General features: G+C 55.3%; 29 protein-coding genes and 1 other annotated feature. Of the genes, 19 read left to right on the top strand and 10 right to left on the bottom strand.

Annotation, left to right across the window (positions count from 1 at the left end; genetic code table 11):
* Positions 1 to 7: 7 nt before the first annotated feature.
* From I6L53_RS08180 to I6L53_RS08105, 16 genes are all read left to right on the top strand, one after another.
* Complete coding sequence (locus tag I6L53_RS08180) at positions 8 to 1,840, top strand: diol dehydratase reactivase subunit alpha (protein WP_042318190.1); 1,833 nt, start codon at positions 8 to 10, stop codon at positions 1,838 to 1,840.
* Entirely contained in the window at positions 1,830 to 2,180 is a 351-nt protein-coding gene (locus I6L53_RS08175) for a glycerol dehydratase reactivase beta/small subunit family protein (protein ID WP_042318189.1), read from the top strand. The genes I6L53_RS08180 and I6L53_RS08175 overlap by 11 nt, the downstream gene beginning before the upstream one ends.
* 19 nt (positions 2,181 to 2,199) lie before the next feature.
* The gene (gene pduJ / locus I6L53_RS08170) at positions 2,200 to 2,475 is read left to right on the top strand and encodes a propanediol utilization microcompartment protein PduJ (RefSeq protein ID WP_042318188.1); all 276 of its coding nucleotides are present in this window, start codon (positions 2,200 to 2,202) and stop codon (positions 2,473 to 2,475) included.
* Positions 2,476 to 2,498: 23 nt separating this feature from the next.
* Positions 2,499 to 2,990 (top strand): BMC domain-containing protein, encoded by a 492-nt coding sequence (locus I6L53_RS08165; protein WP_042318187.1) that lies wholly within the window; start codon positions 2,499 to 2,501, stop codon positions 2,988 to 2,990.
* A gap of 5 nt (positions 2,991 to 2,995) precedes the next feature.
* Complete coding sequence (locus I6L53_RS08160) at positions 2,996 to 3,628, top strand: phosphate propanoyltransferase (protein ID WP_042318186.1); 633 nt, start codon at positions 2,996 to 2,998, stop codon at positions 3,626 to 3,628.
* On the top strand, positions 3,625 to 4,116 hold the full coding sequence (gene pduM / locus I6L53_RS08155) for a microcompartment protein PduM (protein ID WP_042318185.1): 492 nt from the start codon (positions 3,625 to 3,627) through the stop codon (positions 4,114 to 4,116). Before I6L53_RS08160 ends, pduM begins: the two co-directional genes overlap by 4 nt.
* A 3-nt stretch (positions 4,117 to 4,119) precedes the next feature.
* Positions 4,120 to 4,395 carry a propanediol utilization microcompartment protein PduN gene (gene pduN / locus I6L53_RS08150; RefSeq protein ID WP_012906340.1) on the top strand — a complete coding sequence of 92 codons (276 nt, stop codon included), beginning with the start codon at positions 4,120 to 4,122 and terminating at the stop codon, positions 4,393 to 4,395.
* 9 nt (positions 4,396 to 4,404) lie between these two features.
* Positions 4,405 to 5,412, top strand: coding sequence for a two-domain cob(I)yrinic acid a,c-diamide adenosyltransferase PduO (gene pduO / locus I6L53_RS08145; protein ID WP_042318184.1), 1,008 nt, complete (start codon positions 4,405 to 4,407; stop codon positions 5,410 to 5,412).
* A complete protein-coding gene (gene pduP, locus I6L53_RS08140) occupies positions 5,409 to 6,794 on the top strand; it encodes a CoA-acylating propionaldehyde dehydrogenase PduP (protein ID WP_042318183.1) in 1,386 nt (461 codons plus the stop codon). The genes pduO and pduP overlap by 4 nt, the downstream gene beginning before the upstream one ends.
* Positions 6,795 to 6,804: 10 nt before the next feature.
* The gene (locus I6L53_RS08135) at positions 6,805 to 7,917 is read left to right on the top strand and encodes a 1-propanol dehydrogenase PduQ (RefSeq protein ID WP_042318182.1); all 1,113 of its coding nucleotides are present in this window, start codon (positions 6,805 to 6,807) and stop codon (positions 7,915 to 7,917) included.
* Positions 7,914 to 9,269, top strand: a complete 1,356-nt coding sequence (locus tag I6L53_RS08130) for a 4Fe-4S dicluster domain-containing protein (protein ID WP_042318181.1) — start codon at positions 7,914 to 7,916, stop codon at positions 9,267 to 9,269. Before I6L53_RS08135 ends, I6L53_RS08130 begins: the two co-directional genes overlap by 4 nt.
* A gap of 2 nt (positions 9,270 to 9,271) precedes the next feature.
* Positions 9,272 to 9,826, top strand: coding sequence for a propanediol utilization microcompartment protein PduT (pduT, locus tag I6L53_RS08125; protein WP_042318180.1), 555 nt, complete (start codon positions 9,272 to 9,274; stop codon positions 9,824 to 9,826).
* Positions 9,826 to 10,176, top strand: coding sequence for a propanediol utilization microcompartment protein PduU (pduU, locus tag I6L53_RS08120; protein ID WP_042318179.1), 351 nt, complete (start codon positions 9,826 to 9,828; stop codon positions 10,174 to 10,176). The genes pduT and pduU overlap by 1 nt, the downstream gene beginning before the upstream one ends.
* Before the next feature lie 4 nt (positions 10,177 to 10,180).
* A complete protein-coding gene (gene pduV / locus I6L53_RS08115; protein WP_042318178.1) occupies positions 10,181 to 10,633 on the top strand; it encodes a EutP/PduV family microcompartment system protein in 453 nt (150 codons plus the stop codon).
* Positions 10,618 to 11,832, top strand: a complete 1,215-nt coding sequence (locus tag I6L53_RS08110) for an acetate/propionate family kinase (RefSeq protein ID WP_042318177.1) — start codon at positions 10,618 to 10,620, stop codon at positions 11,830 to 11,832. Before pduV ends, I6L53_RS08110 begins: the two co-directional genes overlap by 16 nt.
* A gap of 91 nt (positions 11,833 to 11,923) precedes the next feature.
* On the top strand, positions 11,924 to 12,790 hold the full coding sequence (locus I6L53_RS08105) for a GHMP family kinase ATP-binding protein (protein WP_042318176.1): 867 nt from the start codon (positions 11,924 to 11,926) through the stop codon (positions 12,788 to 12,790).
* A gap of 34 nt (positions 12,791 to 12,824) precedes the next feature.
* Here I6L53_RS08105 and I6L53_RS08100 read toward each other — a convergent pair whose 3' ends face one another.
* From I6L53_RS08100 to dacD, 4 genes are all read right to left on the bottom strand, one after another.
* Positions 12,825 to 13,160, bottom strand: a complete 336-nt coding sequence (locus I6L53_RS08100) for a DUF496 family protein (protein WP_042318175.1) — start codon at positions 13,158 to 13,160, stop codon at positions 12,825 to 12,827.
* Between the two features lie 161 nt (positions 13,161 to 13,321).
* On the bottom strand, positions 13,322 to 14,380 hold the full coding sequence (locus I6L53_RS08095) for an FUSC family protein (protein WP_042318174.1): 1,059 nt from the start codon (positions 14,378 to 14,380) through the stop codon (positions 13,322 to 13,324).
* Between the two features lie 126 nt (positions 14,381 to 14,506).
* The gene (gene sbmC / locus I6L53_RS08090; RefSeq protein ID WP_042318173.1) at positions 14,507 to 14,980 is read right to left on the bottom strand and encodes a DNA gyrase inhibitor SbmC; all 474 of its coding nucleotides are present in this window, start codon (positions 14,978 to 14,980) and stop codon (positions 14,507 to 14,509) included.
* A gap of 122 nt (positions 14,981 to 15,102) precedes the next feature.
* Entirely contained in the window at positions 15,103 to 16,275 is a 1,173-nt protein-coding gene (gene dacD, locus I6L53_RS08085) for a serine-type D-Ala-D-Ala carboxypeptidase DacD (RefSeq protein ID WP_042318172.1), read from the bottom strand.
* A gap of 239 nt (positions 16,276 to 16,514) precedes the next feature.
* Here dacD and sbcB point away from each other — a divergent pair, with 239 nt between their 5' ends.
* Positions 16,515 to 17,939, top strand: a complete 1,425-nt coding sequence (gene sbcB / locus I6L53_RS08080) for an exodeoxyribonuclease I (protein WP_042318171.1) — start codon at positions 16,515 to 16,517, stop codon at positions 17,937 to 17,939.
* A gap of 35 nt (positions 17,940 to 17,974) precedes the next feature.
* Here the strand turns inward: sbcB and tsuB are convergent, their stop codons facing one another.
* The 6 genes from tsuB to I6L53_RS08050 form a co-directional block, all read right to left on the bottom strand.
* Positions 17,975 to 18,202: a thiosulfate utilization sulfurtransferase TsuB/YeeD gene (gene tsuB / locus I6L53_RS08075; protein WP_042318170.1), complete on the bottom strand. Its 228-nt coding sequence runs from the start codon at positions 18,200 to 18,202 to the stop codon at positions 17,975 to 17,977.
* A gap of 15 nt (positions 18,203 to 18,217) precedes the next feature.
* Positions 18,218 to 19,276: a thiosulfate utilization transporter TsuA/YeeE gene (tsuA, locus tag I6L53_RS08070; protein WP_042318168.1), complete on the bottom strand. Its 1,059-nt coding sequence runs from the start codon at positions 19,274 to 19,276 to the stop codon at positions 18,218 to 18,220.
* Between the two features lie 202 nt (positions 19,277 to 19,478).
* Entirely contained in the window at positions 19,479 to 20,840 is a 1,362-nt protein-coding gene (locus tag I6L53_RS08065; RefSeq protein WP_042318166.1) for an APC family permease, read from the bottom strand.
* Positions 20,830 to 20,892: a membrane protein YoeI gene (gene yoeI / locus I6L53_RS08060; protein ID WP_099433339.1), complete on the bottom strand. Its 63-nt coding sequence runs from the start codon at positions 20,890 to 20,892 to the stop codon at positions 20,830 to 20,832. Before yoeI ends, I6L53_RS08065 begins: the two co-directional genes overlap by 11 nt.
* A 216-nt stretch (positions 20,893 to 21,108) precedes the next feature.
* On the bottom strand, positions 21,109 to 22,038 hold the full coding sequence (locus tag I6L53_RS08055) for a LysR substrate-binding domain-containing protein (protein WP_042318163.1): 930 nt from the start codon (positions 22,036 to 22,038) through the stop codon (positions 21,109 to 21,111).
* Between the two features lie 46 nt (positions 22,039 to 22,084).
* Positions 22,085 to 22,909, bottom strand: a complete 825-nt coding sequence (locus tag I6L53_RS08050) for an SDR family oxidoreductase (protein WP_042318161.1) — start codon at positions 22,907 to 22,909, stop codon at positions 22,085 to 22,087.
* A gap of 162 nt (positions 22,910 to 23,071) precedes the next feature.
* On the opposite strand from I6L53_RS08050, the gene hisL reads away from it, so the two are divergent.
* The gene (gene hisL / locus I6L53_RS08045) at positions 23,072 to 23,122 is read left to right on the top strand and encodes a his operon leader peptide (RefSeq protein ID WP_001364200.1); all 51 of its coding nucleotides are present in this window, start codon (positions 23,072 to 23,074) and stop codon (positions 23,120 to 23,122) included.
* Positions 23,098 to 23,220 (top strand) — a sequence feature (His leader region). It overlaps the preceding gene by 25 nt.
* 47 nt (positions 23,221 to 23,267) lie before the next feature.
* Positions 23,268 to 24,167, top strand: coding sequence for an ATP phosphoribosyltransferase (gene hisG / locus I6L53_RS08040; protein WP_042318159.1), 900 nt, complete (start codon positions 23,268 to 23,270; stop codon positions 24,165 to 24,167).
* The last annotated feature ends 2 nt before the right edge of the window (positions 24,168 to 24,169 follow it).

Here is a 24,169-nt window from a genome sequence, read left to right as displayed (position 1 = left end):
AAAGGTCATGAGATATATAGCTGGCATTGATATCGGCAACTCATCCACAGAAGTCGCGCTGGCGACGCTGGATGGCACTGGCGTGCTCACCATTACCGGTAGCGCGCTGGCGGAAACCACCGGGATAAAAGGCACATTGCGTAATGTGTTTGGGATTCAGGAGGCGCTTACGCTTGCGGCTAACAATGCGGGCATCAATGTCAGCGATATCTCGCTTATCCGTATCAATGAAGCCACCCCGGTGATTGGTGATGTCGCGATGGAAACCATCACGGAAACCATCATCACCGAATCCACCATGATCGGTCATAACCCGAAAACGCCGGGCGGTGTCGGTCTTGGTGTGGGGATCACGATTACGCCGGAAGAGTTACTCACCCGACCGGCGGATACCCCGTTAATTCTGGTGGTGTCATCGGCCTTCGATTTCGCTGATGTCGCCACCATGATTAACGCCTCTGTCCGTGCCGGTTACCAGTTAACCGGTGTCATTTTACAACAGGACGATGGCGTTCTGGTCAGTAACCGACTGGAAAAAACCCTGCCCATCGTTGACGAAGTGCTGTACATCGACCGCATTCCGCTCGGAATGCTGGCCGCCATTGAGGTCGCCGTACCCGGTAAGGTTATCGAAACGCTGTCAAACCCTTATGGCATCGCGACGGTGTTTAATCTCAATGCGGACGAGACCAAAAACATTGTTCCGATGGCGCGAGCACTGATTGGCAACCGCTCCGCCGTGGTGGTGAAAACGCCTTCGGGAGATGTTAAAGCGCGTGCTATTCCTGCCGGAAACATCGAGCTGCAGTCTCAAGGGCGTACGCTACGCGTTGATGTCGCTGCTGGTGCCGACGCCATTATGAAGGCGGTAGGCGAATGCCCGAAACTGGACAACGTCACCGGGGAAGCGGGCACCAATATTGGCGGCATGCTGGAACACGTTCGCCAGACAATGGCGGAACTGACCAACAAGCCAAGCAACGAAATTTTTATCCAGGATTTGCTGGCCGTCGATACTTCCGTTCCGGTCAGCGTCACCGGCGGACTGGCCGGCGAGTTTTCGCTGGAACAGGCCGTCGGTATCGCATCGATGGTGAAATCAGACCGCCTACAGATGGCAATGATCGCCAGCGAAATTAAAGAAAAGCTGAACGTGGACGTCCAGGTCGGCGGCGCAGAAGCTGAAGCGGCGATTTTGGGCGCACTCACTACGCCCGGGACCACGCGTCCGCTGGCGATTCTGGATTTAGGTGCTGGCTCGACAGACGCCTCCATCATTAATCCTAAAGGCGAAATTATCGCCACGCACCTCGCCGGGGCTGGCGACATGGTCACCATGATCATCGCCCGGGAACTGGGACTCGATGACCGCTATCTGGCGGAAGAGATCAAAAAGTATCCGTTAGCCAAGGTCGAAAGCCTGTTCCATTTGCGTCACGAAGACGGCAGCGTTCAGTTCTTCCCGACTCCGCTTCCTCCTGCGGTGTTTGCCCGCGTCTGCGTGGTCAAGCCGGATGAACTGGTGCCTCTGCCCGGCGATCTCGCGCTGGAAAAAGTTCGCGCTATTCGCCGCAGTGCCAAAGAGCGTGTGTTTGTCACTAATGCTCTGCGCGCACTGCGACAGGTCAGCCCGACGGGCAATATCCGCGACATTCCGTTTGTCGTTCTGGTGGGCGGCTCCTCGCTGGACTTTGAAGTGCCGCAACTGGTGACGGATGCCCTGGCGCATTATCGACTGGTTGCCGGACGCGGAAATATTCGCGGCACCGAAGGTCCGCGAAACGCAGTGGCGACGGGGCTCATCCTCTCCTGGCATAAGGAGTTTGTCCATGGACAGTAGCGTCACCACGCCCGCCATTGTGATTTCGACTATCGGCGACTGTCTTTCAGTCTGGAAAGAAGTGTTGCTCGGCATCGAAGAAGAAGGCATCCCGTTTGTGATTCAACACCAGGCGGCGGGAGAAGTCGTTCAGAGCGCATGGCAGGCAGCCCGCATGTCACCGCTGCTGGTTGGTATCGCCTGCAACGAAGAAACCCTGGTGGTGCACTACAAAAATTTACCCACTTCAGCGCCGCTTTTTACGCTGACGTATCGCCAAAACAGCCTTGACCGGCGAAGTACTGGAAACAACGCGGCAAGGTTAGTCAAAGGGATCCCCTTCCGGGATCTCAATGCTTAATCCACAGGAGAATTGCAGTATGAATAACGCACTGGGTCTGGTTGAAACAAAAGGGTTGGTCGGCGCGATTGAAGCCGCAGATGCCATGGTGAAATCCGCCAACGTGCAACTGGTCGGTTACGAAAAAATCGGCTCCGGTCTGGTGACCGTCATGGTTCGCGGTGACGTCGGCGCCGTTAAAGCCGCTGTTGATGCGGGCTGCGCGGCAGCAAGCGTCGTGGGTGAGGTGAAATCCAGCCACGTTATCCCGCGTCCGCACAGCGACGTTGAGGCTATTTTACCGAAATCGGCCTGAGCATTATCGAAAAGGAGCACAGCGTGAAGCAATCACTGGGATTACTCGAAGTTAGTGGTCTGGCATTAGCCATTTGTTGCGCAGATGCCATGGCGAAAGCGGCTTCCATCACGCTGGTTGGCCTTGAAAAAACCAACGGTTCAGGCTGGACGGTGATCAAGATCGCCGGTGATGTGGCATCAGTACAGTCTGCCATCATCACCGGTGCTCATCTCGCCGAACAGCAAGATGGCCTGGTCGCGCACAAAGTGATCGCCAGACCCGGCGAGGGCATTCTCTCCCGGGCGATGGCTGCCACCCCGGCACCTGTACCAACACCCGCAACGGTGTCTGCACCGGAGCCCGTACCAGCCCCCATCAAAGAACCTGAAACTGAAGTCGTTGTAGAAGAGTCAGCACCGGAAGCGGCGCCTGAAGACGGGATTATCAGCTGCAATTTGTGTCTGGACCCGGCCTGTAAGCGCCAGAAAGGCGAACCCCGGTCGCTCTGCCTGCATTCAGGTAAACGAGGTTAAGCGTAATGGATAAGCAACTTCTGGAGACGACGGTCAGCAAAGTGCTGAATGAATTACGGGATCGCCCTATTCCACTGGGCGTTTCCAACCGTCATATCCACCTTAGCGCTGAGGATTATTCCCGTCTTTTTCCGGGACATCCGATTAGTGAGAAAAAAGGACTCCTGCAACCGGGACAGTACGCGGCTGAGCAGACCGTCACGTTAGTGGGTCCAAAAGGTCAACTGAAAAATGTCCGCCTGCTGGGGCCGCTGCGTAGCACCAGCCAGGTGGAGATTTCGCGCACGGATGCCAGAACGCTGGGCATCGCCGCGCCATTACGGATGTCCGGTAATCTCAAAGGAACGCCGGGTATTCGCCTCGTGAGTCCCTTTGGCGAAGTGGAGCTTCCCTCTGGCGTGATCGTCGCCCAGCGCCACATTCACATGTCACCGCTGGATGCGCTGATCCTGCGTGTTGCCCACGGCGATAGCGTCAGTGTCGCCATTGAGGGAACCGATCGTCGGCTAATCTTCGATAACGTTGCGGTTCGCGTTTCCCCTGATATGCGTCTGGAAATGCATATTGATACCGACGAAGCCAATGCTGCCGGGGCTGATGACGCCAATGCTTTTGTCACACTGGTGACGCCGCGATGAACGGCGATCTGTTGCAGCGAATCGTCGAAGAGGTGGTCTCCCGCCTGCAACGACGTGCGCAAAGTACCGTCACGCTGAGCGTCGCGCAACTGCGGGAAACCCCTTCCCGCACCCTGTTTTGTCAGTACGCCTCTCTGCATATTTTGCAGGTCGATCTGCCTCTGCTGGAACAGATTGCCGACAACGATTCGTCGCATGTCAGTGCCGTCATGATCCATGAGGCCCTGGCATTTGGTCTTCGGGTGCAACTCTCAGTGCAACGTCGATTGTTGCCCGCATTGCCGGTGAAGAAACTGGCCCGACTGCCGCTGGTTCTCTGCGATGAACAGGGTCAGCCGATCATGTTGCACCCTACCCGACTGTTAAGTTATGCCGATGTTGCCCGGTTACCCTCAGGATTACTGGTGCTGCATCGCAAATGTGTTGTTACCGCGCTGGCTCGCGAGACCGCGAGTTCACGCCACATCCACTTGATTAAGCAGGAGTGAACCATGCATCTGGCACGTGTTACAGGCGCGGTGGTATCCACGCAAAAATCGCCCTCGTTGGTCGGTAAAAAACTTCTGCTGGTACGCCGGGTCAGTGCCGACGGTGAACTGCCGGCGAATCCGACGGCAGGCGATGAAGTCGCCGTTGATTCTGTTGGCGCAGGCGTTGGCGAACTGGTGCTCCTGAGCAGCGGCTCCAGCGCCAGGCATGTTTTTTCCGGGCCGAATGAGGCCATCGATCTGGCCGTTGTCGGCATTGTCGACACGCTTTCTCGTTAAGGGGGAGTTATGGCGATTTATACCCGCACAGGCGACGCTGGTACCACGGCGCTCTTTACCGGACAGCGCGTCAGTAAAACGCACCCCCGAGTGGAAGCATACGGCACGCTCGATGAGCTTAACGCCGCGCTGAGCCTGTGTGTCTGCGCCACCCGCAACACGCAACATCGCGCGCTGCTGGAGGCCATTCAACTGCAAATTTTCTGGTTCAGCGCTGAGCTTGCCAGTGAAAGCGAGCAACCTTCAGCGGACCGACGCTATATCAGCTCTGAGGAAATTGCCGCGCTGGAAGCGGCCATCGATACCGCGATGGGACGCGTCGCGCCCTTGCGCAGTTTTATTCTGCCAGGCCGCAGTGAAGCCGCAAGCCGCTTGCATTTTGCCCGTACGCTGGCGCGCCGGGCTGAACGCCGTCTGGTGGAACTCGCTGCCGATGTCAGCGTAAGGCATGTGCTGATGCGTTATATCAATCGCCTGTCAGACTGCTTGTATGCGCTGGCGCGCGCGGAAGATCACGACGCTCATCAGGACACGATTATCCGGGAAGTGACGAAACGCTATCTGGCGACCGGTCACGCCCCTGTCAAAAAGGAATCTGCGATGTCGCTTTCTTTTGGCGATCTCCATCAGTTAACCCGCGCCGCCGTCGAGCGGGCGCAAGCCTTAAACGTCCCGGTGGTCGTCAGTATTGTTGACGCCCACGGCACAGAAGCTGTCACCTGGCGGATGCCGGACGCTCTGCTGGTTAGCAGCGAACTGGCACCGAAAAAAGCCTGGACCGCCGTGGCGATGAAAACCGCGACTCATGAACTCGCGTCGGTGGTTCAGCCCGGCGCACCGTTGTACGGACTGGAAAGTCATATGCAGGGAAAAGTCGTCACATTTGGCGGCGGCTACGCACTATGGCGTGATGGATTGCTTATTGGGGGTCTTGGTATCAGCGGAGGAAGCGTTGAACAGGACATGGACATTGCACAGGCTGCCATTGCAGCAATAAACGTGAGAACACATCAATGAATACTACTGAACTGGAAACCCTCATCCGCACCATTTTGAGCGAGCAACTGGCTCCCGCGAAAACTGAAATCAAAGGGAACGGAATCTTTCAGTCTGTTGATGAAGCAGTCAATGCCGCCCACCAGGCGTTCTTGCGTTATCAGCAGTCACCCCTGAAAACACGCAGCGCCATTATCAGCGCCATCCGGGAAGAACTGGCACCACAGCTGGCTACCCTGGCAGCAGAAAGCGCAGCGGAAACCGGAATGGGGAACAAAGAAGATAAATTCCTCAAAAACAAAGCTGCGCTGGACAACACACCGGGTATCGAAGACCTGACCACCACCGCGCTCACCGGTGATGGCGGCATGGTGCTGTTTGAATATTCACCGTTTGGCGTGATTGGCTCCGTCGCCCCCAGCACCAACCCGACGGAAACCATTATCAACAATAGCATCAGCATGCTGGCAGCGGGCAACAGCGTCTATTTCAGTCCGCATCCGGGCGCCAAAGCGGTATCGCTGAAGCTCATTGCCATGATTGAGGATATTGCGTTTCGCACCTGTGGCATTCGCAATCTGGTGGTGACCGTTGCCGAACCAACATTTGAAGCCACCCAGCAGATGATGGCGCATCCAAAAATTGCCGTACTGGCAATAACCGGTGGCCCGGGCATTGTGGCAATGGGCATGAAGAGCGGGAAGAAAGTGATTGGCGCCGGCGCGGGGAATCCCCCATGCATCGTCGATGAGACCGCGGACCTGGTGAAGGCCGCAGAAGATATCATCAACGGCGCGTCGTTTGACTACAACCTGCCCTGTATCTCAGAGAAGAGCCTGATTGTGGTGGAGTCCGTTGCGGAACAACTGATCCAGCAAATGCAAAGTTTCGGCGCTCTGTTGCTCAGTCCGGCCGATATAGAGAAACTGCGCGCGACCTGCTTGCCAGATGGCATAGCCAATAAAAAACTGGTCGGTAAAAGTCCTTCTGCCATGCTCGACGCCGCCGGCATTCCGGTCCCGGCAAAAGCGCCACGCCTGTTGATTGGCGTCGTCAGCACGGATGACACCTGGGTCACCAGTGAGCAGTTGATGCCGATGCTGCCAGTGGTGAAGGTAAAAGATTTTGACGCCGCGCTGTCGCTGGCACTGAAAGTGGAAGATGGGCTGCATCATACCGCTATCATGCACTCACAAAATGTGTCCCGCCTGAACCTCGCTGCGCGGACCCTGCAGACCTCCATTTTCGTTAAAAATGGCCCCTCCTATGCGGGAATTGGCGTCGGCGGCGAAGGATTTACCACCTTCACTATCGCCACGCCTACCGGTGAAGGGACAACGTCGGCGCGCACGTTTGCTCGCTCCCGTCGCTGTGTGCTGACTAACGGTTTCTCAATCCGCTAATGAGGTTGTGATGAATACCTTTTCACTGCAAACCCGTTTGTACAGCGGCCCTGGAAGTCTGAAGGTGCTTGGTCGTTTTACGAACAAGCACATCTGGATTATCTGCGATGGTTTTCTCGCTCGTTCGCCGCTGATTGATTCACTACGCGAGGCGATACCGGCGGATAACCGGATCAGCGTCTTCAGTGAGATCACGCCCGATCCGACCATCGGAACCGTCGTTCAGGGCATCGCGCAAATGCAGTCCCTGCGCCCTGACGTGGTGATCGGTTTCGGCGGCGGCTCCGCGCTGGATGCGGCGAAGGCCATTGTCTGGTTCAGTCGTCAGTTCGATATTGACATCGAAACCTGCGTGGCGATTCCGACCACCAGCGGAACCGGGTCGGAAGTCACCAGCGCCTGCGTGATTAGCGATCCGGAGAAAGGCATTAAGTATCCGTTGTTCAACAACGCGCTCTATCCGGATATGGCGATCCTGGATCCGATGCTGGTCGTCAGCGTCCCGCCCGCTATTACCGCTAATACCGGGATGGATGTTCTGACCCACGCGCTGGAAGCCTATGTGTCCACACGCGCCAACGACTTCACCGATGCACTTGCTGAAAAAGCAGCCCAGATCGTCTTTCAGTACCTGCCTGTTGCCGTCCGCAAAGGCGACTGTCTTGCCACCCGAGGCAAAATGCACAACGCCTCTACGCTGGCAGGGATGGCATTCAGCCAGGCAGGACTAGGGTTGAACCACGCCATCGCCCACCAGTTAGGCGGCCAGTTCCATCTGCCCCACGGTCTGGCGAACGCCATGCTGCTGACGTCGGTGATCCGCTTCAACGCGCACGATCCGCGGGCGGCTAAACGTTACGCCCGATTCGCGAAAACCTGTCATTTATGTCCTGACAGTGCCAATGATACGACGAGCGTAAATGCGCTGGTGCAGCACATTGAGCAGCTGAAAAAAGCATGCGCCATCCCCACCCTCGCCGCAGCGCTTAAAGAACAAAAACAGGACTGGTCACAGCGTATTCCGGCAATGGTTCAGGCCGCGCTGGCGGACGTAACGCTGAAGACCAGCCCCAGAGCAGCAGATGCCGGGGCCATTCAGGAACTGCTTGAGGAGTTGCTATGAATACCGCCCTGCATGATGAACTGGACACCCTGGATGCGCTGACTCTCGTTGAACGCGTTCGCGCGGCAGGCATCGTGGGGGCGGGCGGAGCTGGCTTTCCGACGCATGTCAAACTGCAGGCTCAGGTAGAAATATTCCTGGTCAATGCCGCTGAATGCGAGCCGATGCTGAAAGTCGATCAACAACTCATGGCGCAACAGGCGGCACGTCTGATTCGCGGCGTACAGTATGCGATGAAGGCCACGGGCGCCCGCGAAGGGATTATCGCCCTGAAAGAAAAGTATCAGCCAGCGATTGCCGCGCTGACGCCGCTGTTGCCCCCGACGATCAGACTGCACATTCTGCCCGACGTCTATCCGGCGGGCGATGAAGTGTTGACTATCTGGATGGCAACGGGTCGTCGCGTTCCCCCGGCCGCTCTGCCGGTCAGCGTGGGAGTGGTGGTCAACAACGTACAAACCGTGCTGAATATCGCTCGTGCGGTCGAGCAGCAGTATCCCGTGACGCGCCGCACGCTCACCATTAACGGTGCCGTTGCCCGTCCGCAAACCGTGACCGTTCCCATCGGCATGTCCTTACGCGACGTGCTGGAGATGGCGGGTGGCGCAACCATCGACGATCCGGGATTTATCAACGGTGGGCCGATGATGGGAAGCCTGGTGACGTCGCTGGACGCACCGGTCACGAAAACCACCGGTGGACTGCTGGTGCTGCCAAAATCGCACCCGTTGATTCAGCGACGTATGCAGGATGAGCGCACCGTGCTGTCAGTGGCGAGAACCGTCTGTGAACAGTGTCGCCTGTGTACCGATCTCTGTCCAAGACATCTCATCGGCCATGAACTCTCTCCGCATCTGCTGGTTCGTGCGGTCAATTTCCACCAGGCCGCCACACCACAACTGCTGCTCAGTGCCCTCACCTGTTCCGAATGTAACGTCTGTGAAAGTGTGGCCTGTCCGGTAGGAATTTCCCCCATGCGGATTAACCGCATGCTGAAGCGTGAACTGCGCGCACAGAATCAGCGTTACGAAGGCCCGCTCAATCCGGCTGATGAGATGGCGAAATACCGTCTGGTGCCGGTAAAGCGACTCATCGCCAAACTGGGATTAACGCCGTGGTATCAGGAAGCACCGTTAGTCGACAACGAGCCCGTTGTTGAGAGAACCACGCTACTGCTGCGCCAGCATATCGGTGCCAGCGCGGTGCCGTGCGTTCAGAAAGGTGAGCGCGTCGCGCGTGGTCAGTGCGTCGCAACTATTCCGCAAGGTGCGCTCGGTGCGCCTGTTCACGCCAGTATTGACGGCATTGTCTGTGAGGTAACAGATCAGGCCATCATTGTTGTAAGAGGTTAACCATGTCTCAGGCCATAGGTATTTTAGAACTCACCAGCATCGCCAAAGGGATGGAAGCGGGTGATGCCATGCTGAAAAGCGCCAATGTGGATCTGCTGGTCAGCAAAACCATTTGTCCGGGCAAATTTTTGCTCATGCTGGGCGGCGATGTCGGCGCAGTACAACAGGCCATCGAAACCGGAAACGCGCTCGCTGGCGAGATGCTGGTCGATAGTCTGGTATTACCCAACATTCACGCCAGCGTGCTTCCCGCAATCAGCGGCCTGAACAGCGTGGATAAACGTCAGGCGGTGGGGATAGTCGAAACCTGGAGCGTAGCGGCCTGTATCAGCGCGGCTGACCGGGCGGTGAAGGCCTCTAACGTGACTCTCGTTCGCGTGCATATGGCATTCGGCATCGGTGGCAAATGTTACATGGTGGTCGCAGGCGACGTTTCCGATGTCAACAACGCGGTCACGGTTGCCAGTGAGAGCGCGGGTGAAAAAGGTTTGCTGGTTTATCGTTCGGTGATCCCACGCCCACACGAAGCGATGTGGCGTCAGATGGTGGAGGGGTAATGGAAAGACAACCGACCACGGATCGCATGATCCAGGAGTACGTACCGGGCAAACAGGTCACGCTGGCGCATCTGATTGCGAACCCAGGTAAAGATCTGTTCAAGAAACTGGGATTACAGGACAGCGTCTCGGCGATTGGCATTCTCACCATCACGCCAAGTGAAGCCTCCATCATTGCCTGCGATATCGCGACGAAATCCGGCGCAGTAGAGATCGGCTTTCTCGACCGTTTTACCGGTGCAGTGGTGTTAACCGGCGACGTATCGGCAGTGGAATACGCCCTGAAACAGGTGACGCGCACGCTCGGCGAAATGATGCGTTTTACAACCTGTTCAATCACGCGGACATAGCATTATGCAGCGCATGATGTTAATTGGCCCCAGCCAGTGCGGTAAGACCTCGCTGACACAATGTCTGCGCGGCGAGGCTCTCGAGTATCAGAAAACGCAGGCAATTGTCTGGTCAGCCGAAACTATCGACACCCCCGGCGAATACCTGGAAAACCGATGTCTGTACAGTGCACTGCTGGCAAGTGCCTGCGAGGCGGATGTCATTGCGCTGGTACTCAATAGCGATGCGCAGTGGTCACCGTTCTCCCCCGGCTTTACCGCACCGATGAACAGACCTGCGTTTGGCGTGGTGACCAAATCAGATTTAGCGGACGCGCAAAAAATTGCGCAGGTCACCGGCTGGCTGGAGCAGGCCGGAGCACAGCGCGTCTTCGTGACCAGCGCCGTCAACCATTCCGGACTCGATGAACTGTTTGCCTTTCTGAACCAAAAGGAATCTTCATGTCTCACAAAATAATGGCGATCAATGCGGGCAGCTCGTCCCTTAAATTTCAGTTGCTGGACATGCCGCAGGGCGATTTGCTGTGTCAGGGGCTCATTGAGCGTATCGGCCTGCCGGATGCCCGGATCACCCTAAAAGCGCAGGATCAAAAGTGGCAGCAGACCACGCCGGTTGCCGATCATCGCGAGGCGGTGACCCTGCTTCTCGAAATGCTGATTAGCCACGGTGTTATCAGCAGCCTGCAGGATATTGAGGGGGTCGGCCATCGCGTGGCGCATGGCGGAGAATCGTTTAAGGACTCAGTACGTGTAACCGATGAATCGCTGGCGGAAATTGAACGCCTTGCCGAACTGGCTCCCTTGCACAACCCGGTTAACCTACTCGGCATTAACGTGTTTCGCCAGTTGTTGCCCGATGTGCCTTCAGTGGCCGTTTTTGATACCGCGTTTCATCAAACGCTGGAAGAACCCGCCTATATCTATCCGCTTCCGTGGCGGTATTACACGGAGTTTGGTATCCGCCGCTACGGTTTTCACGGGACCAGCCATAAGTATGTCAGCGCAACACTCGCCGAAAAGCTTGGCGTTCCACTCAGCGCGCTGCGCGTTGTGTGTTGTCATCTGGGCAACGGCAGCAGTATTTGTGCGATTAAGGGCGGGAAGTCGGTGAATACATCGATGGGTTTCACCCCGCAGTCTGGCGTCATGATGGGAACCCGTAGCGGAGATATCGACCCGTCTATCTTGCCGTGGGTTGCCCAGCGTGAAAACATGACCCCGCAGCAACTCAACCACCTGCTGAACAATGAATCCGGGCTGCTTGGCGTTTCAGGCGTCTCGCATGACTATCGTGACGTTGAACAGGCCGCCGACGGCGGGAACCCTCGCGCCACGCTCGCCCTGTCGCTATTTGCGGAGCGTATTCGTGCCACGATTGGCAGCTATATTATGCAGATGGGGGGACTGGATGCTCTGGTGTTTACCGGTGGTATCGGAGAAAACTCGGCGCGCGCCAGAGCGGCAGTCTGTCAGAATCTGCACTTCCTGGGTCTTGCCATAGATGAAGAGAAGAACCAACGGAATGCGACCTTTATTCAGGCGGAAAACGCGATCGTTAAGGTCGCGGTCATCAACACCAACGAAGAGCTGATGATAGCCCAGGACGTGATGCGGATTGCTCTCGCAGAATCAGAATCTTTCGTCGTGTCGGCCTGAGTTCGCGCCGCACAAATTGCGGCAAATCATGGTAATAGCGCAATCGCCATGACACTATGCGCCGAGGATTGCAGAGCGGAAAGGTGATAACGTGGCTGTTGCGCAGTGCCCCGCGTCATGCGGAGAGCTTATTCAGGGCTGGATTATGGGCAGCGAGAAACTGGTCTCCTGCCCGGTTGACTGGTACAGCACCGTCGAGGTCAGTACCGGTTCCCCTTTAACAGATGAGCGCCCTCTTTCCCGGGCGATGGTTAACACACTCCTTGAACACTGGAATTACCCCGCGCACCTGAGCCAGGATATCCGTATTTCGATCCATTCAACCATCCCAGTTGCAAAAGGCATGGCCAGCAGTACGGCGGATATCGCCGCCACAGCCGTCGCCACTGCGCAGCACCTCGGTCATCAACTGGATGAATCCACGCTCGCACAGCTTTGCGTCTCACTGGAACCGACCGACAGCACCGTTTTTCATCAACTCACTCTGTTTGACCACAACGACGCATCGACGCAAATCTCCTGCGATTCTCAACCAACGCTTGATCTCCTCGTGCTGGAAAGCCCGCAAACTTTACGTACTGCTGACTATCACCGCATTCCGCGGCAGGCTGGCTTGCATGCTGGCGCGCCTGCGCTGAAGCGGGCATGGGAAAAAGTACAAGAAGCCTGCGCGGAGCAGAATCCTTATCGGATGGGAGAAGCGGCGACGCTGAGCGCTATTGCCAGCCAGATGTTGTTGCCGAAGCCCGATTTCGATGCGCTATTGTCGCTGGTTGAAGAGTGCGATTTATACGGTGTGAACGTGGCGCACAGTGGCAGCGTCGTCGGACTGATGCTCGACAGGCAGCGACACGATGTGGACTACGTTAAGTGGCTACTGGCAAAGAACAGACTGACCGAACACTGGCCGGAACAGCACTTATTGCGGATGGTCAGCGGCGGCGTAAAACCTCAGTGAGGATCGCACTGCGGATCCTCACTGCATACAAACGTTACTCCGCTTTCGCGTCGCCGTTTTTCATTTCGCCCATCGCTTTCAGTTTCTTGGAAATGTCGCGACGTTCTTTGGAGATCTCTGCATTTTTGATGATGTAGTCATCAACGCGATCTTCATAGTCGCTCTTCATGCTGGCGATGATGCCCTGAATAGCTTCAACGCTCATACCCGGTTTGATGTAATCACTCAGGTTGTCCAGCAGCAGAACACGTTTCTGGTTGTCACGGATCTTTTTCTCAACGTCCTGGATTTCACGCTGCAGTTTGTTTTTACGACGGAACAGACGGACAAATTCCAGCACGTCCTGGAAAGATGGCTTGGTAGTTTCCATTTTTACACCCCTGATAATGTGAGAGTCGGATTCGTTTAAACGATAGGGCTAACATTACTTTTCGCAGCCACAAATGACAATGGCTTCATTCTGGTTTCCATCATACCCTTATTCCTTGCTGAATCGAAGCAGCAGGGGCAGTATTCCCCCTTACCTGTTTTTTATTTGCGCAGTGCTCGGCAGATAAGATGCGACAGCAGCTCCAGTTGACGGGCCGTTTCCAGGCTTAGCCAGACGTAACCATGAATCGGTATTTCGGCCACATTGTGCTCATCATGTTGACGTATCAGCGTGCGCAGTTCGTTAACGGTCTCATTTAGTTTTTCACTGTTCGCGAGAATCGGTTGCGGATTACCTTCAAACAACGCATGAGCAATCGTCAGTAACGCCTGCTGGGTCATTTGCTGCGTTTCCCGCAGCGTATGGGCGTTGAGCATGACGAAATGGCTCTCACGGGTCGCCCACAGGGCATTGATCTGCAATTCAAGCATGCAAACCAGATTACGGTTGACGGTCTGAATGGCTTCAAAAATGGATTTCTGGATGCGCGTTTCTTTGCTTGCAGGAGTTATCAGTCCGCGCATTTTTACCACGTCAGCCAGGAGCTGTTGCAGATGTTTATCCAGCCGGGGACGTTCTAACAGATTAGGCGATAGCGCAGCCTGATACACACGGTTATAGGCCGTTACGCAGTGTGCCAGTTGGATGCGCCAGTGGATGAAGGCGCGCTGCGGCCAGATTCCAGTGAACAGCATGGCGAGGAGCGACCCGAGAATAACATCCCCGCCGCGCCAGAGCGCGGTCTCCATGTCGCCTGCGGGTGCGCCCACCACTACGGCTAAGGTTATGCCAATTAAAAGCGCCTGATACGGTTTTTTTCCTAGTGCGAGCCATCCGCAGAGGTACATCGCCGCCGCACACCAGAGCAGCATCAACGGCAATGAAAAAAGCTCCAGACGCAGCGCCACCAGACCCAGTACCGACCCGAGGATCGTGCCGCCAATCCGCTCATACGCGCGGGGAACCACGTTTCCCCAGAACGAGATTGGCCCCATGATCACCACCAGCGTAATCAAGGGCCATGTTCCTTCCGGAATGTTAAATAAACGAACGAGCAGAAAGGTCAAAATGAAGGCCAGCGCGATGCGAATACCATGCACGATGCGGTAATGGCGATACAGGCGTATTTCAAATGGGCTCAGTGACTTGTCGGCACGCACTCAGGCACTCCGTCAGGCAAGAATAAAAAAAAGATTGTACCTGTTTTTACGCGCAGAAGATTGTCACGGCGGACAGGACATCACGCTAAGCGTAGTCGCTCAGCGCCGGTCCGCCTGGTTTTATGCTTACTTCGTGGTAGGTTGCACCGATATATACATCTCAATATCCCAGTAACCGTCTTCGCAACCGTTGTTCAGATAGACTTCAAAGCAGGGTTTGCACGTCATTTCATACGTTTGATCCTGCATCAGGCTATTAAATAACTGATGCCATGGCGTCGCAAAGTCACCATTATCAACGCGCGCAACCGCCGTGGCGTAGTAACCGCCGTCGATTTCGCTGAGCGTCACGCCTTCACTGTTTTCCGGTATAACAAAATCGGCGGGCACAGAAACAACCGTACTACAGCGCAGTTTTTCGGCGGGCACTTCATCCGGATTGTCGAAGTAAACGGCGATCCATTCCTGCGCGACAACCTGCTTGCCATCCACCCACACCATCAGTTGGTCAAAGCCCTGTTTCACCTTCTGATCCCACGGCCCCACCAGGTGGAAACCTGCAACGGTGCGTTTATCAACATTTCTGATCTCGTAGTTCATGTTGCCTCCATTATTACACTGTATTTATATACAGTGTAACGAAGACTAAACAGCCATCACAAGCACTTTGTGGTTATTATGTGAGCGGAGCCGAACTCCTGCCAGTTTGTTGTCAGTACGACTCAGACTTTATGGTGAAAGTAGTCGCTCAGGCGGGAGAAAACGCCCCCCTTCCCAACGGCTTCCAGTGTCACCAGAGGCCAGTGAGCAACCAGTTTGTCACGGTCGTAGAGTTCAATTTCGCCGACCCGTTGATGCGCGGCGAGCGGTGCTTCCAGTTCCTTCTTATCGAGGATGTACTTCGCTTTGATGTTCGGGATTTCTGCCTTCGGCAGCGCCATCCAGAAATCGTGCTCGGTGCCCAACGCGATGTTCTCTTTATCGCCGTACCAGATGCGCTCCGTTCCAACCTGCTTACCGCTGCGCAGGATCTGCACCGTGTCGAAATGTTGTTGCCCCCAGTGCAGCAGTTTGCGCGCCTGCTCCTCACGCCCTTTCGGGCTATTCGCCCCCATCACTACGGCAATCAGTCGCCGCTGGCCATCCACCGCTGAGGCAATCAGGTTGAAGCCCGCGCCCGAAGTGTGCCCGGTTTTCAGCCCATCGACGTTCATGGTTTTGTCCCACAGCAGCCCGTTACGGTTCTGTTGTGTAATACCGTTCCAGGTGAGGCTTTTCTCACTGTACATATGATAGAACTCAGGCTCGCCATGAATGATAGCCCGGGACAACACCGCCAGATCGTAAGCCGAGCTGTGCTGACCGGGGGCATCCAGTCCGTGAACCGTCTCAAAATGGGTATCCTGCAAATTAAGCTTCTTAACGTAATTATTCATCATGGCGACAAACTGCGGCTGCCCACCGGCGATATAGTCAGCCAGCGCAACGCAGGCGTCGTTACCGGAATCAACAATCAGTCCACGGCTTAAATCGCGCACGGATACCCGATCACCTTCTTTGAGGAACATCAACGAGGATCCAACAAAGACCGGATTGTCCTTCGCCCACGCGTCGCGTCCCACCGTGACTATGTCATCCGGCGTAATGCGCTGGCTGTCAATGGCGCGGTCGACCACATAGCCGGTCATCAGTTTGGTCAGGCTGGCAGGATTGCGCTGCTGATGTTCATTACCCGCCGTGAGAATTTGCCCCGTGGTGTAATCCATAAGCACCCACGAACCGGCCTCGATGCTGGGCGGAGGGGGAGCAAAATTGGCCGAAGTAGCGGCAAACGCAGAAGAGAGATTCATCACAAGTAAAGAAGCGGCAATAAACTGACGGGGTTTCAACAGCATGTCCTCAGGTGTTCCAAAATAGCCGTCCTTTTTACGGAAAACTGGCGAAACAAACAGGGATTAATTGCAAGAAAATGTGACTTATCGCAGAGTTTTCTCTCTTGAGTCCCTCTGAGCGCGTTCCCGATCGCGAGTTTCTTCATGTCTTCGCGGCGAGTCCGGCTGATTACCGCGTCGAACTTTGGTACTCTGTGCAGTTCAGGCAGTGCGCAACCAGATGTCACGGAATCCACTTATTTATGAATGACGGCAAGCAGCAACCCACCTTTCTTTTTCACGATTACGAAACCTTTGGCGTTCACCCGGCGCTCGACAGACCTGCGCAATTTGCCGCCCTGCGTACCGATAGCGAATTCAATGTCATCGGCGAGCCAGAGGTGTTTTACTGCAAACCTGCGGATGACTACTTGCCTCAGCCTGGCGCCGTAATGGTCACCGGGATCACCCCTCAGGAAGCGCGGGAGAAAGGTGACAATGAAGCGGAGTTTGCCGCGCGGATCCACGCGCTGTTTACGGTGCCGAAAACCTGCATTATTGGCTACAACAACGTGCGTTTCGACGACGAGGTCACACGTAACGTGCTGTACCGCAACTTCTACGATCCCTACGCCTGGAGCTGGCAGCATGATAATTCACGCTGGGATCTGCTGGACGTTATGCGCGCCTGCTACGCCCTGCGCCCGGAAGGCATCAACTGGCCGGAAAACGACGACGGGCTTCCCAGTTTTCGCCTGGAGCATCTGACGAAAGCGAATGGTATTGAACACAGCAACGCGCACGATGCGATGGCGGACGTCTATGCCACCATTGCCATGGCGCAACTGGTGAAGTCACGTCAGCCGCGTCTGTTTGAGTATCTCTATACGCACCGCAACAAGCACAAGCTTGCCGCGCTGATTGATGTGCCGCAAATGAAGCCGCTGGTGCATGTTTCTGGCATGTTTGGCGCATGGCGCGGCAACACCAGCTGGGTTGCGCCGCTGGCCTGGCATCCGGATAACCGTAATGCAGTGATTATGGTTGATCTGGCCGGTGATATTTCGCCATTGCTGGAACTGGACAGCGACACCCTGCGCGAACGTCTGTACACCGCCAAAGCCGATCTGGGCGATAACGCCGCCGTGCCGCTGAAGCTGGTACACATCAATAAATGCCCGGTGCTGGCGCAGGCTAACACGCTGCGTCCCGAAGATGCCGATCGTCTGGGGATTAATCGTCAGCACTGTCTCGATAATCTGAAAATACTGCGTGAAAATCCGCAGGTGCGTGACAACGTGGTCGCTGTCTTTGCGCAAGCGGAACCTTTCACGCCGTCTGACAACGTGGATGCCCAGCTCTATAACGGCTTCTTCAGCGATGCTGACCGGGCGGCGATGAAGATTGTGCTGGAAACTGACCCGCAGAACCTGCCGGCGCTGGATATCACCTTTGTCGACCCGCGGATTGAGAAACTGTTGTTCAACTACCGGGCGCGTAACTTCCCCGGTACGCTGGATGAGGCAGAACAGCAGCGCTGGCTGGAACACCGTCGCCAGGTCTTTACGCCGGAATATTTACAGCGCTACGCCGATGAGTTGCAGGTGTTGTATCAGGAATATGCGGATGATAAAGAGAAGCAGGCACTGCTGAAGGCGCTGTGGCAGTACGCGGAGGAGATCGTCTGAGATTCGCCCTCCGCATCGCGGCGGAGGGCCTGCTATCACGCTTTCTGTACGGTGATGCTCCAGGCGGCATCGCCAACCTGCTGAAAATCCGTAATCGCATGCCCCTCTTCCGCCGCCCACTGAGGGATCGCTTCGGTTGCCTGGGTGCAATCAAATTCAATTACCAGTTGATCACCGCTCGCCATCTCGGCCAGCGCAGCTTTTGCTTCAATCAGTGGGAACGGGCAAACCTGCGTGACCACGTCCAGTTTTTTAATCGCCATCATTAATCCTTACGCTTAATTTGCCGCAGCGGTTGCCAGACGGGCTTTACGCTGCGGTCGTACAAACACAATCCACGACGCGGTCCAGACGCCAAGGATCATAAATACCAGGCCAACCCAGCCCTGCCAGGTCATCATCGCTGTCATTACCAGACCGTTACCGATAGAGCAACCGCCGGCTATGCTGGCGCCAAAGCCCATCAGGATCCCACCGAAACCACTGCGCAGCGTGGTTGCCGCATCGGCAGCCCGCACGCGGAATTCGCGACTGGCTTTTGCTGCAATGAACGAACCGAGGAAAATCCCCAGCACCAGGAAAACGCCCCAGTTGAGGAATTTACTGTCTCCCGCCACCAGGAACTGCAGAATGTTTGCCGTCGGCGAAGTGATCCCGAGCCCAAACATACGCCCCGTGGCTTCGCTCAACGGCCATGCCAGCAGTGCGATAAGACCAATCAGCACTGCCGTCACGAACGGGTGCCAGCGTTTTTCAAACAAAATATGTGCAAGCCCGGTACGGCGCGGCGGCAAAGAAGCCACTTTCAGTTTTGGCTTTTTCAGCTCTTTGCTGACCACCCAGAGCGTTACCACCAGCAGAACCGCAATCAGCGGCCAGACCGAGAGGTTCAGGGTGTCGGCAATGGAGTTGTGCTCCGTGCTGTACGTCTTGAGCGTCTGGTTTAAACCGCTGGCATGAGGCGAACGCATCACCGCGCTCATCACCATGTAGGTCACCAGTGCTATCCAGCTGCCGATTAGCCCCTCACCCGCACGATACCAGGTTCCGGTGGCGCATCCGCCTGCATAAACAATCCCAATCCCAAAGATGTAACCGCCGACAACGGTGCCAAGCCACGGGAACGCGCCTGCATCATAGCGGATCACCCCCGCCTGAATCAGGGCAAAAGCGCCGACGCTCTGTATGGAAATCGCGATCAGCAGCGCATAGAACATGCGGTTGTTTTTGGCGATATACATATCGCGGAAACCACCGGTCAGACAGAATCGACCGCGTTGCATCACAAAACCCAGCAACGCGCCGCAGATAACCCCGCTCAAAATCATTGAAAACATAAATTAGTTAGCCTGAAGAATATCAATCAGGAAATTATTCCTGACCACGCGGCGGGGAACCAATAACCAAATTCTCTAATTTAGAACAAATGGTTATGAATAATGACTGGAAATAAACCAACGACATAAAAAAAGCCGGAGTGGTTAACTCCGGCTTCCTGCCCGGTGGCGCTTCGCTTACCGGGCCTACAGACCTTATGAATTACTGTGCGATATCTTCGTACTGCGGAACCGGGTTGCGGAAGCTTTTGGTCACGCAAGCCAGATACACCAGACCGATGCCGGCCCAGATCAGGCCCAGAACCATAGAACTCTCTTCCAGGTTGATCCACAGAGCGCCAACGGTCAGCGCGCCACAGACCGGCAACACCAGATAGTTGAAATGGTCTTTCAGCGTCTTGTTGCGTTTTTCGCGGATCCAGAACTGTGAAATCACAGACAGGTTCACGAAGGTAAACGCCACCAGCGCGCCGAAGTTGATCAGCGCCGTCGCCGTCACCAGGTCAAATTTAATCGCCATCAGGGCAATCGCCCCAACCAGCAGCACGTTCCATGCCGGGGTACGCCACTTCGGATGAATGTAGCCGAAGAAACGCGTCGGGAATACACCATCACGACCCATCACGTACATCAGACGAGAGACGCCTGCATGTGCCGCCATACCGGAAGCCAGAACGGTCACGCTGGAGAAAATCAGCACGCCCCACTGGAAGGTTTTACCCGCCACATAGAGCATGATTTCCGGCTGAGACGCATCCGGATCCTTAAAGCGAGAAATATCCGGGAAGTACAGTTGCAGGAAGTAAGAGGCACCGATGAACACCAGACCGCCAATCAGCGCCGTCAGGAAAATAGCTTTCGGGATCACGCGCTCTGCATCTTTAGTCTCTTCAGACAGCGAGGAGATACCGTCGAAGCCCAGGAACGAGAAGCACAGAATCGTTGCCCCGGTAATCATCGGCACAACGTGTGCACCTTCCGACCAGAACGGACGGGTGCTGGTCAGCGTACCGGCCCCTTCGCCGTTGGAGACACCGTAGATGATCAGGCCAACAATCACCGCCACAATACCCATCTGCAGGATCACAATCAGGGTATTGAAGTTCGCCACGGTCTTGATGCTACGCAGGTTAGAAATGGTCATAAAGGCCACCAGCGCAACAACGAAGATCCACGATGGCACAGACGGCACCAGCGCTTCAAAGTAAATTTTAGCCAGCAGAATGTTGATCATCGGCATGAACAGATAGTCCAGCAGGGATGACCAGCCCACCATAAAGCCAACGGTCGGGCTAATGGATTTCTGGGCATAGGTATACGCCGAGCCTGCAGACGGGAAACGGCGAACCAGTTTACCGTAGCTCAACGCAGTAAAAAGAATTGCGATCAGCGCAAAGGCGTAAGCCGTTGCAACGTGACCGTCAGTGAGGCCTGAAACGATACCAAACGTATCGAACAGCGTCATTGGCTGCATATAGGCAAGACCCATCATGACAACCGGAATCAGCGTAAGCGTTTTACGCAATTCCACGCGAGAGGTTTTTGGAGTAGCGTTATGCGACATGGTCATTCCCCTTTACGGCGAATGCCGTCGCGTAAGCAAAAAATTGCCCCATTTTCTGGATTCCTCAGCGACAACAACTGTCGGTTTTTAGTAAATATCTATCCGGTACGAAGCCCGGCCTCTTTGTATGAATGATTGGTTTGATGCAAAAAAATAACCGACGCGTATGAAAACGTCGGTTAATGTCATTTTTTGCAAGCGGCGCATTGTGCACTAAAATGAGGCGAAAAGACAAGAGAATGAGAGGCTTGTCGCGAACTATTTTTTCTTAAATGTTTGATTTGTTTGTCTCGTCTTTTGTGTAGACGCCGGCAATAGCACTATTTGCTAAAATTGCATCCCGCCACCAGACGCTGGCGAGACCTGCCGTCTGCTCATTCCACCCCATCCACACTGGTTCAAAGAGTATTTGTGCCGCCACTTTTTTCTCGATCAGCGCCCCACTTTCCAGGAAGCGTTGCGCCAGATAGCGTGGCAGATAGCCGCATCCCAGACCGCTGATTTGCAGTTCCAGTTTGGTTTTAAAATCGAAGACGGTGATCGCCTCCTGGTCATCAAGCAGTTGCGTCGCGGTTGCAGAAGAGAGAGACGAACTGTCACCAACCACAATTGCGCGATAGCGTTTGATGGTACTGCGGCTCAACGGCTCCACCTCCTGAGCCAGAGGATGGTGCGGCGCGACAGCAAAAACCTGTTCCAGTTCACCCAGACGCGCAACGCTAACGTCGCTGGATGAGGGCGGTTCATGCATCGCGCCGACAATAATGTCCGCCCTGCCCTGAGTCAGCGCATCCCACGATCCCCCCAGCACGCCGTTAATGAACTTCAGACGCGTTACGCTGTGATGTTGATAAAAGGATTCAATCAGTGGGGCAAGCAGAGAAAAAGGGAACGTATCGTCTACGCCAATGACCAGCTCATTTTCCCAACCTTCGTGGAGTTTAATCGCCTGCTTTTCCAGCTCCCGCACGGTATGCAAGACTTCCCGGCCTTTTTCCAGCAGCATTTGTCCTGTACGCGTGAACCTGGCGCGATGACCGCTGCGATCGAGGATCTGAATGTTGAGATCGCTTTCCAGGCGGTGGACGGTATAACTGAGTGCCGACGGCGTCTTATACAGTTTGGCCGACGCCGCCGCAAAGCTGCCCTCTTTTTCAAGGGCATCGAGAATAATGAGCACATCCAGCAGTGGTTTCATACACGCCCCCTTGCGGTGTATGGCGACTAACTGCTGGCGGTATGCATTACTCCAACGGCATCACCAGCGGATCGGGATACTGGTATTCAAACCCAAGCTCATTACAGATCCGGCTGCCATCTATAATTTTACCTTTACCGTTATCCGCAGAATCACGGAACTGCGGCGGCTCCATTCCCAGCAGACGCGCCATCTGCGGATAAAATACATTTCGGGCAGGATGCGAAGGCGCACATATATTATAGATGTGTCCCCCTTTCGGTGCCTGTAACAGCAGCGTGATGGCGGCGATAACATCTTCCAGATGGACCAGATTGACGCCGTGTTCACCGTCAGGGGCAGTTTTACCGGCGAAGAAGCGGCCCGGGTGACGTCCAGGCCCTACCAGCCCGGCCAGACGCAGGATATCGACCGACGTACCCGGTAAATTATGCAACCAGTCTTCCAGTTCTTTTAACACGCGACCACTGGCGGTGACTGGATTACGCGCCGTTCCCTCTTTCACCGTCCCCTGCACGTCGCCATAGACGGAGGTCGAACTGGTAAAGATAATGCGCGGAATACGATACGCCAGCGCACTGTCCACCAGCTCCTGCATCGCCTGCAAATAGAAGTCTTCTCCCGGACCGCTGCGACGAGCCGGTAATGTAATCACCAGCGCATCAACATCCATCAGCGCATCCAGGTCATCTGTTTCACACACCAGCTCAGGCTCGAGCCGTAGCGGATACCCTTCGATCCCGCTCATTCTGGCCGCTTCCACGCCATCCTGGGTGGTTTTGCTCCCCGTCACCTGCCAGCCTCTGGCAGTAAGTGACATCGCCAGCGGCATGCCTAACCATCCTAAACCGACAACTGCGACCTTTTTCATCCGTTTTCTCCTGACTCCAGCACTATGTCTACAAGGCTACGCCAGCGTTTTAAGACTGACAATTCATACTATAAATAGGAATTAAAAAAAGCGCTTGCTTTAAGGCGTTAAAGTGGTTTAGGTTAAAAGGCATCAAATGAATAAGCATTCATCGAGAATTTTATGACACGCGTTCAATTTAAACACCACCATCATCACCATCATCCTGACTAGTCTTTCAGGCGATGTGTGCTGGGAGACATTCAGATCTTCCAGTGGTGCATGAACGTATGAGAAAGCCCCCGGAAGATTTCTTCCGGGGGCTTTTTTTTTGGTGCGAAATTCAGACAGGTTCAGACAGGATAAAGAGGAAAAGAGAATGTTAGATAACACCCGTTTACGCATAGCTATTCAGAAATCAGGTCGTTTGAGCGATGACTCACGCGAATTACTCGCCCGCTGTGGGATTAAAATTAACTTACACACCCAGCGCCTGATTGCGATGGCAGAGAATATGCCAATTGATATTCTGCGCGTGCGTGACGACGATATCCCCGGTCTGGTGATGGACGGCGTCGTTGACCTGGGCATCATCGGCGAAAACGTTCTGGAAGAGGAACTGCTGAACCGCCGTGCCCAGGGCGAAGACCCGCGCTACTTTACGCTGCGTCGCCTCGACTTCGGCGGTTGTCGCCTTTCTCTGGCAACGCCGGTCGATGAAACCTGGAATGGCCCCGCCGCGCTGGATGGTAAACGCATCGCTACCTCTTATCCCCACCTGCTCAAACGTTATCTCGACCAGAAAGGCGTCTCCTTTAAATCCTGTCTGCTGAACGGTTCTGTGGAAGTGGCTCCGCGCGCGGGCCTCGCCGATGCCATCTGCGATCTGGTATCGACCGGTGCGACGCTGGAAGCCAACGGTCTTCGCGAAGTGGAAGTGATTTATCGCTCTAAAGCCTGCCTGATCCAGCGTGACGGCGAGATGACCGATGCCAAGCAGCAACTGGTTGATAAACTGCTGACCCGTATTCAGGGCGTTATCCAGGCGCGCGAATCGAAGTACATCATGATGCACGCGCCAAGCGAGCGTCTGGAAGAAGTGATCGCCCTGCTGCCGGGCGCAGAACGCCCGACCATTCTGCCGCTGGCTGGCGATCAACAGCGCGTGGCGATGCACATGGTCAGCAGCGAAACCCTGTTCTGGGAGACAATGGAAAAACTGAAAGCGCTCGGCGCCAGCTCGATTCTGGTGCTGCCGATTGAGAAGATGATGGAGTGATA

It is taken from the genome of Citrobacter farmeri, from assembly GCF_019048065.1.
In the GTDB taxonomy this organism is placed as follows: Bacteria; Pseudomonadota; Gammaproteobacteria; order Enterobacterales; family Enterobacteriaceae; genus Citrobacter_A; species Citrobacter_A farmeri.
The sequence above is the reverse complement of the archived record's forward strand: the minus strand, read 5'-3'. Positions and strand labels throughout refer to the sequence as shown.

Excerpts from the sequence above, each read along its gene's own strand:
- I6L53_RS08180 (WP_042318190.1), top strand. The coding sequence starts at position 8 with ATGAGATATATAGCTGGCATTGATATCGGCAACTCATCCACAGAAGTC.
- I6L53_RS08175 (WP_042318189.1), top strand. The coding sequence starts at position 1,830 with ATGGACAGTAGCGTCACCACGCCCGCCATTGTGATTTCGACTATCGGC.
- pduJ (WP_042318188.1), top strand. The coding sequence starts at position 2,200 with ATGAATAACGCACTGGGTCTGGTTGAAACAAAAGGGTTGGTCGGCGCG.
- I6L53_RS08160 (WP_042318186.1), top strand. The coding sequence starts at position 2,996 with ATGGATAAGCAACTTCTGGAGACGACGGTCAGCAAAGTGCTGAATGAA.
- pduM (WP_042318185.1), top strand. The coding sequence starts at position 3,625 with ATGAACGGCGATCTGTTGCAGCGAATCGTCGAAGAGGTGGTCTCCCGC.
- pduN (WP_012906340.1), top strand. The coding sequence starts at position 4,120 with ATGCATCTGGCACGTGTTACAGGCGCGGTGGTATCCACGCAAAAATCG.
- pduO (WP_042318184.1), top strand. The coding sequence starts at position 4,405 with ATGGCGATTTATACCCGCACAGGCGACGCTGGTACCACGGCGCTCTTT.
- pduP (WP_042318183.1), top strand. The coding sequence starts at position 5,409 with ATGAATACTACTGAACTGGAAACCCTCATCCGCACCATTTTGAGCGAG.
- I6L53_RS08135 (WP_042318182.1), top strand. The coding sequence starts at position 6,805 with ATGAATACCTTTTCACTGCAAACCCGTTTGTACAGCGGCCCTGGAAGT.
- I6L53_RS08130 (WP_042318181.1), top strand. The coding sequence starts at position 7,914 with ATGAATACCGCCCTGCATGATGAACTGGACACCCTGGATGCGCTGACT.
- pduT (WP_042318180.1), top strand. The coding sequence starts at position 9,272 with ATGTCTCAGGCCATAGGTATTTTAGAACTCACCAGCATCGCCAAAGGG.
- pduU (WP_042318179.1), top strand. The coding sequence starts at position 9,826 with ATGGAAAGACAACCGACCACGGATCGCATGATCCAGGAGTACGTACCG.
- pduV (WP_042318178.1), top strand. The coding sequence starts at position 10,181 with ATGCAGCGCATGATGTTAATTGGCCCCAGCCAGTGCGGTAAGACCTCG.
- I6L53_RS08110 (WP_042318177.1), top strand. The coding sequence starts at position 10,618 with ATGTCTCACAAAATAATGGCGATCAATGCGGGCAGCTCGTCCCTTAAA.
- I6L53_RS08100 (WP_042318175.1), bottom strand. The coding sequence starts at position 13,160 with ATGGAAACTACCAAGCCATCTTTCCAGGACGTGCTGGAATTTGTCCGT.
- sbmC (WP_042318173.1), bottom strand. The coding sequence starts at position 14,980 with ATGAACTACGAGATCAGAAATGTTGATAAACGCACCGTTGCAGGTTTC.
- dacD (WP_042318172.1), bottom strand. The coding sequence starts at position 16,275 with ATGCTGTTGAAACCCCGTCAGTTTATTGCCGCTTCTTTACTTGTGATG.
- sbcB (WP_042318171.1), top strand. The coding sequence starts at position 16,515 with ATGAATGACGGCAAGCAGCAACCCACCTTTCTTTTTCACGATTACGAA.
- tsuB (WP_042318170.1), bottom strand. The coding sequence starts at position 18,202 with ATGGCGATTAAAAAACTGGACGTGGTCACGCAGGTTTGCCCGTTCCCA.
- tsuA (WP_042318168.1), bottom strand. The coding sequence starts at position 19,276 with ATGTTTTCAATGATTTTGAGCGGGGTTATCTGCGGCGCGTTGCTGGGT.
- I6L53_RS08065 (WP_042318166.1), bottom strand. The coding sequence starts at position 20,840 with ATGTCGCATAACGCTACTCCAAAAACCTCTCGCGTGGAATTGCGTAAA.
- I6L53_RS08055 (WP_042318163.1), bottom strand. The coding sequence starts at position 22,038 with ATGAAACCACTGCTGGATGTGCTCATTATTCTCGATGCCCTTGAAAAA.
- I6L53_RS08050 (WP_042318161.1), bottom strand. The coding sequence starts at position 22,909 with ATGAAAAAGGTCGCAGTTGTCGGTTTAGGATGGTTAGGCATGCCGCTG.
- hisG (WP_042318159.1), top strand. The coding sequence starts at position 23,268 with ATGTTAGATAACACCCGTTTACGCATAGCTATTCAGAAATCAGGTCGT.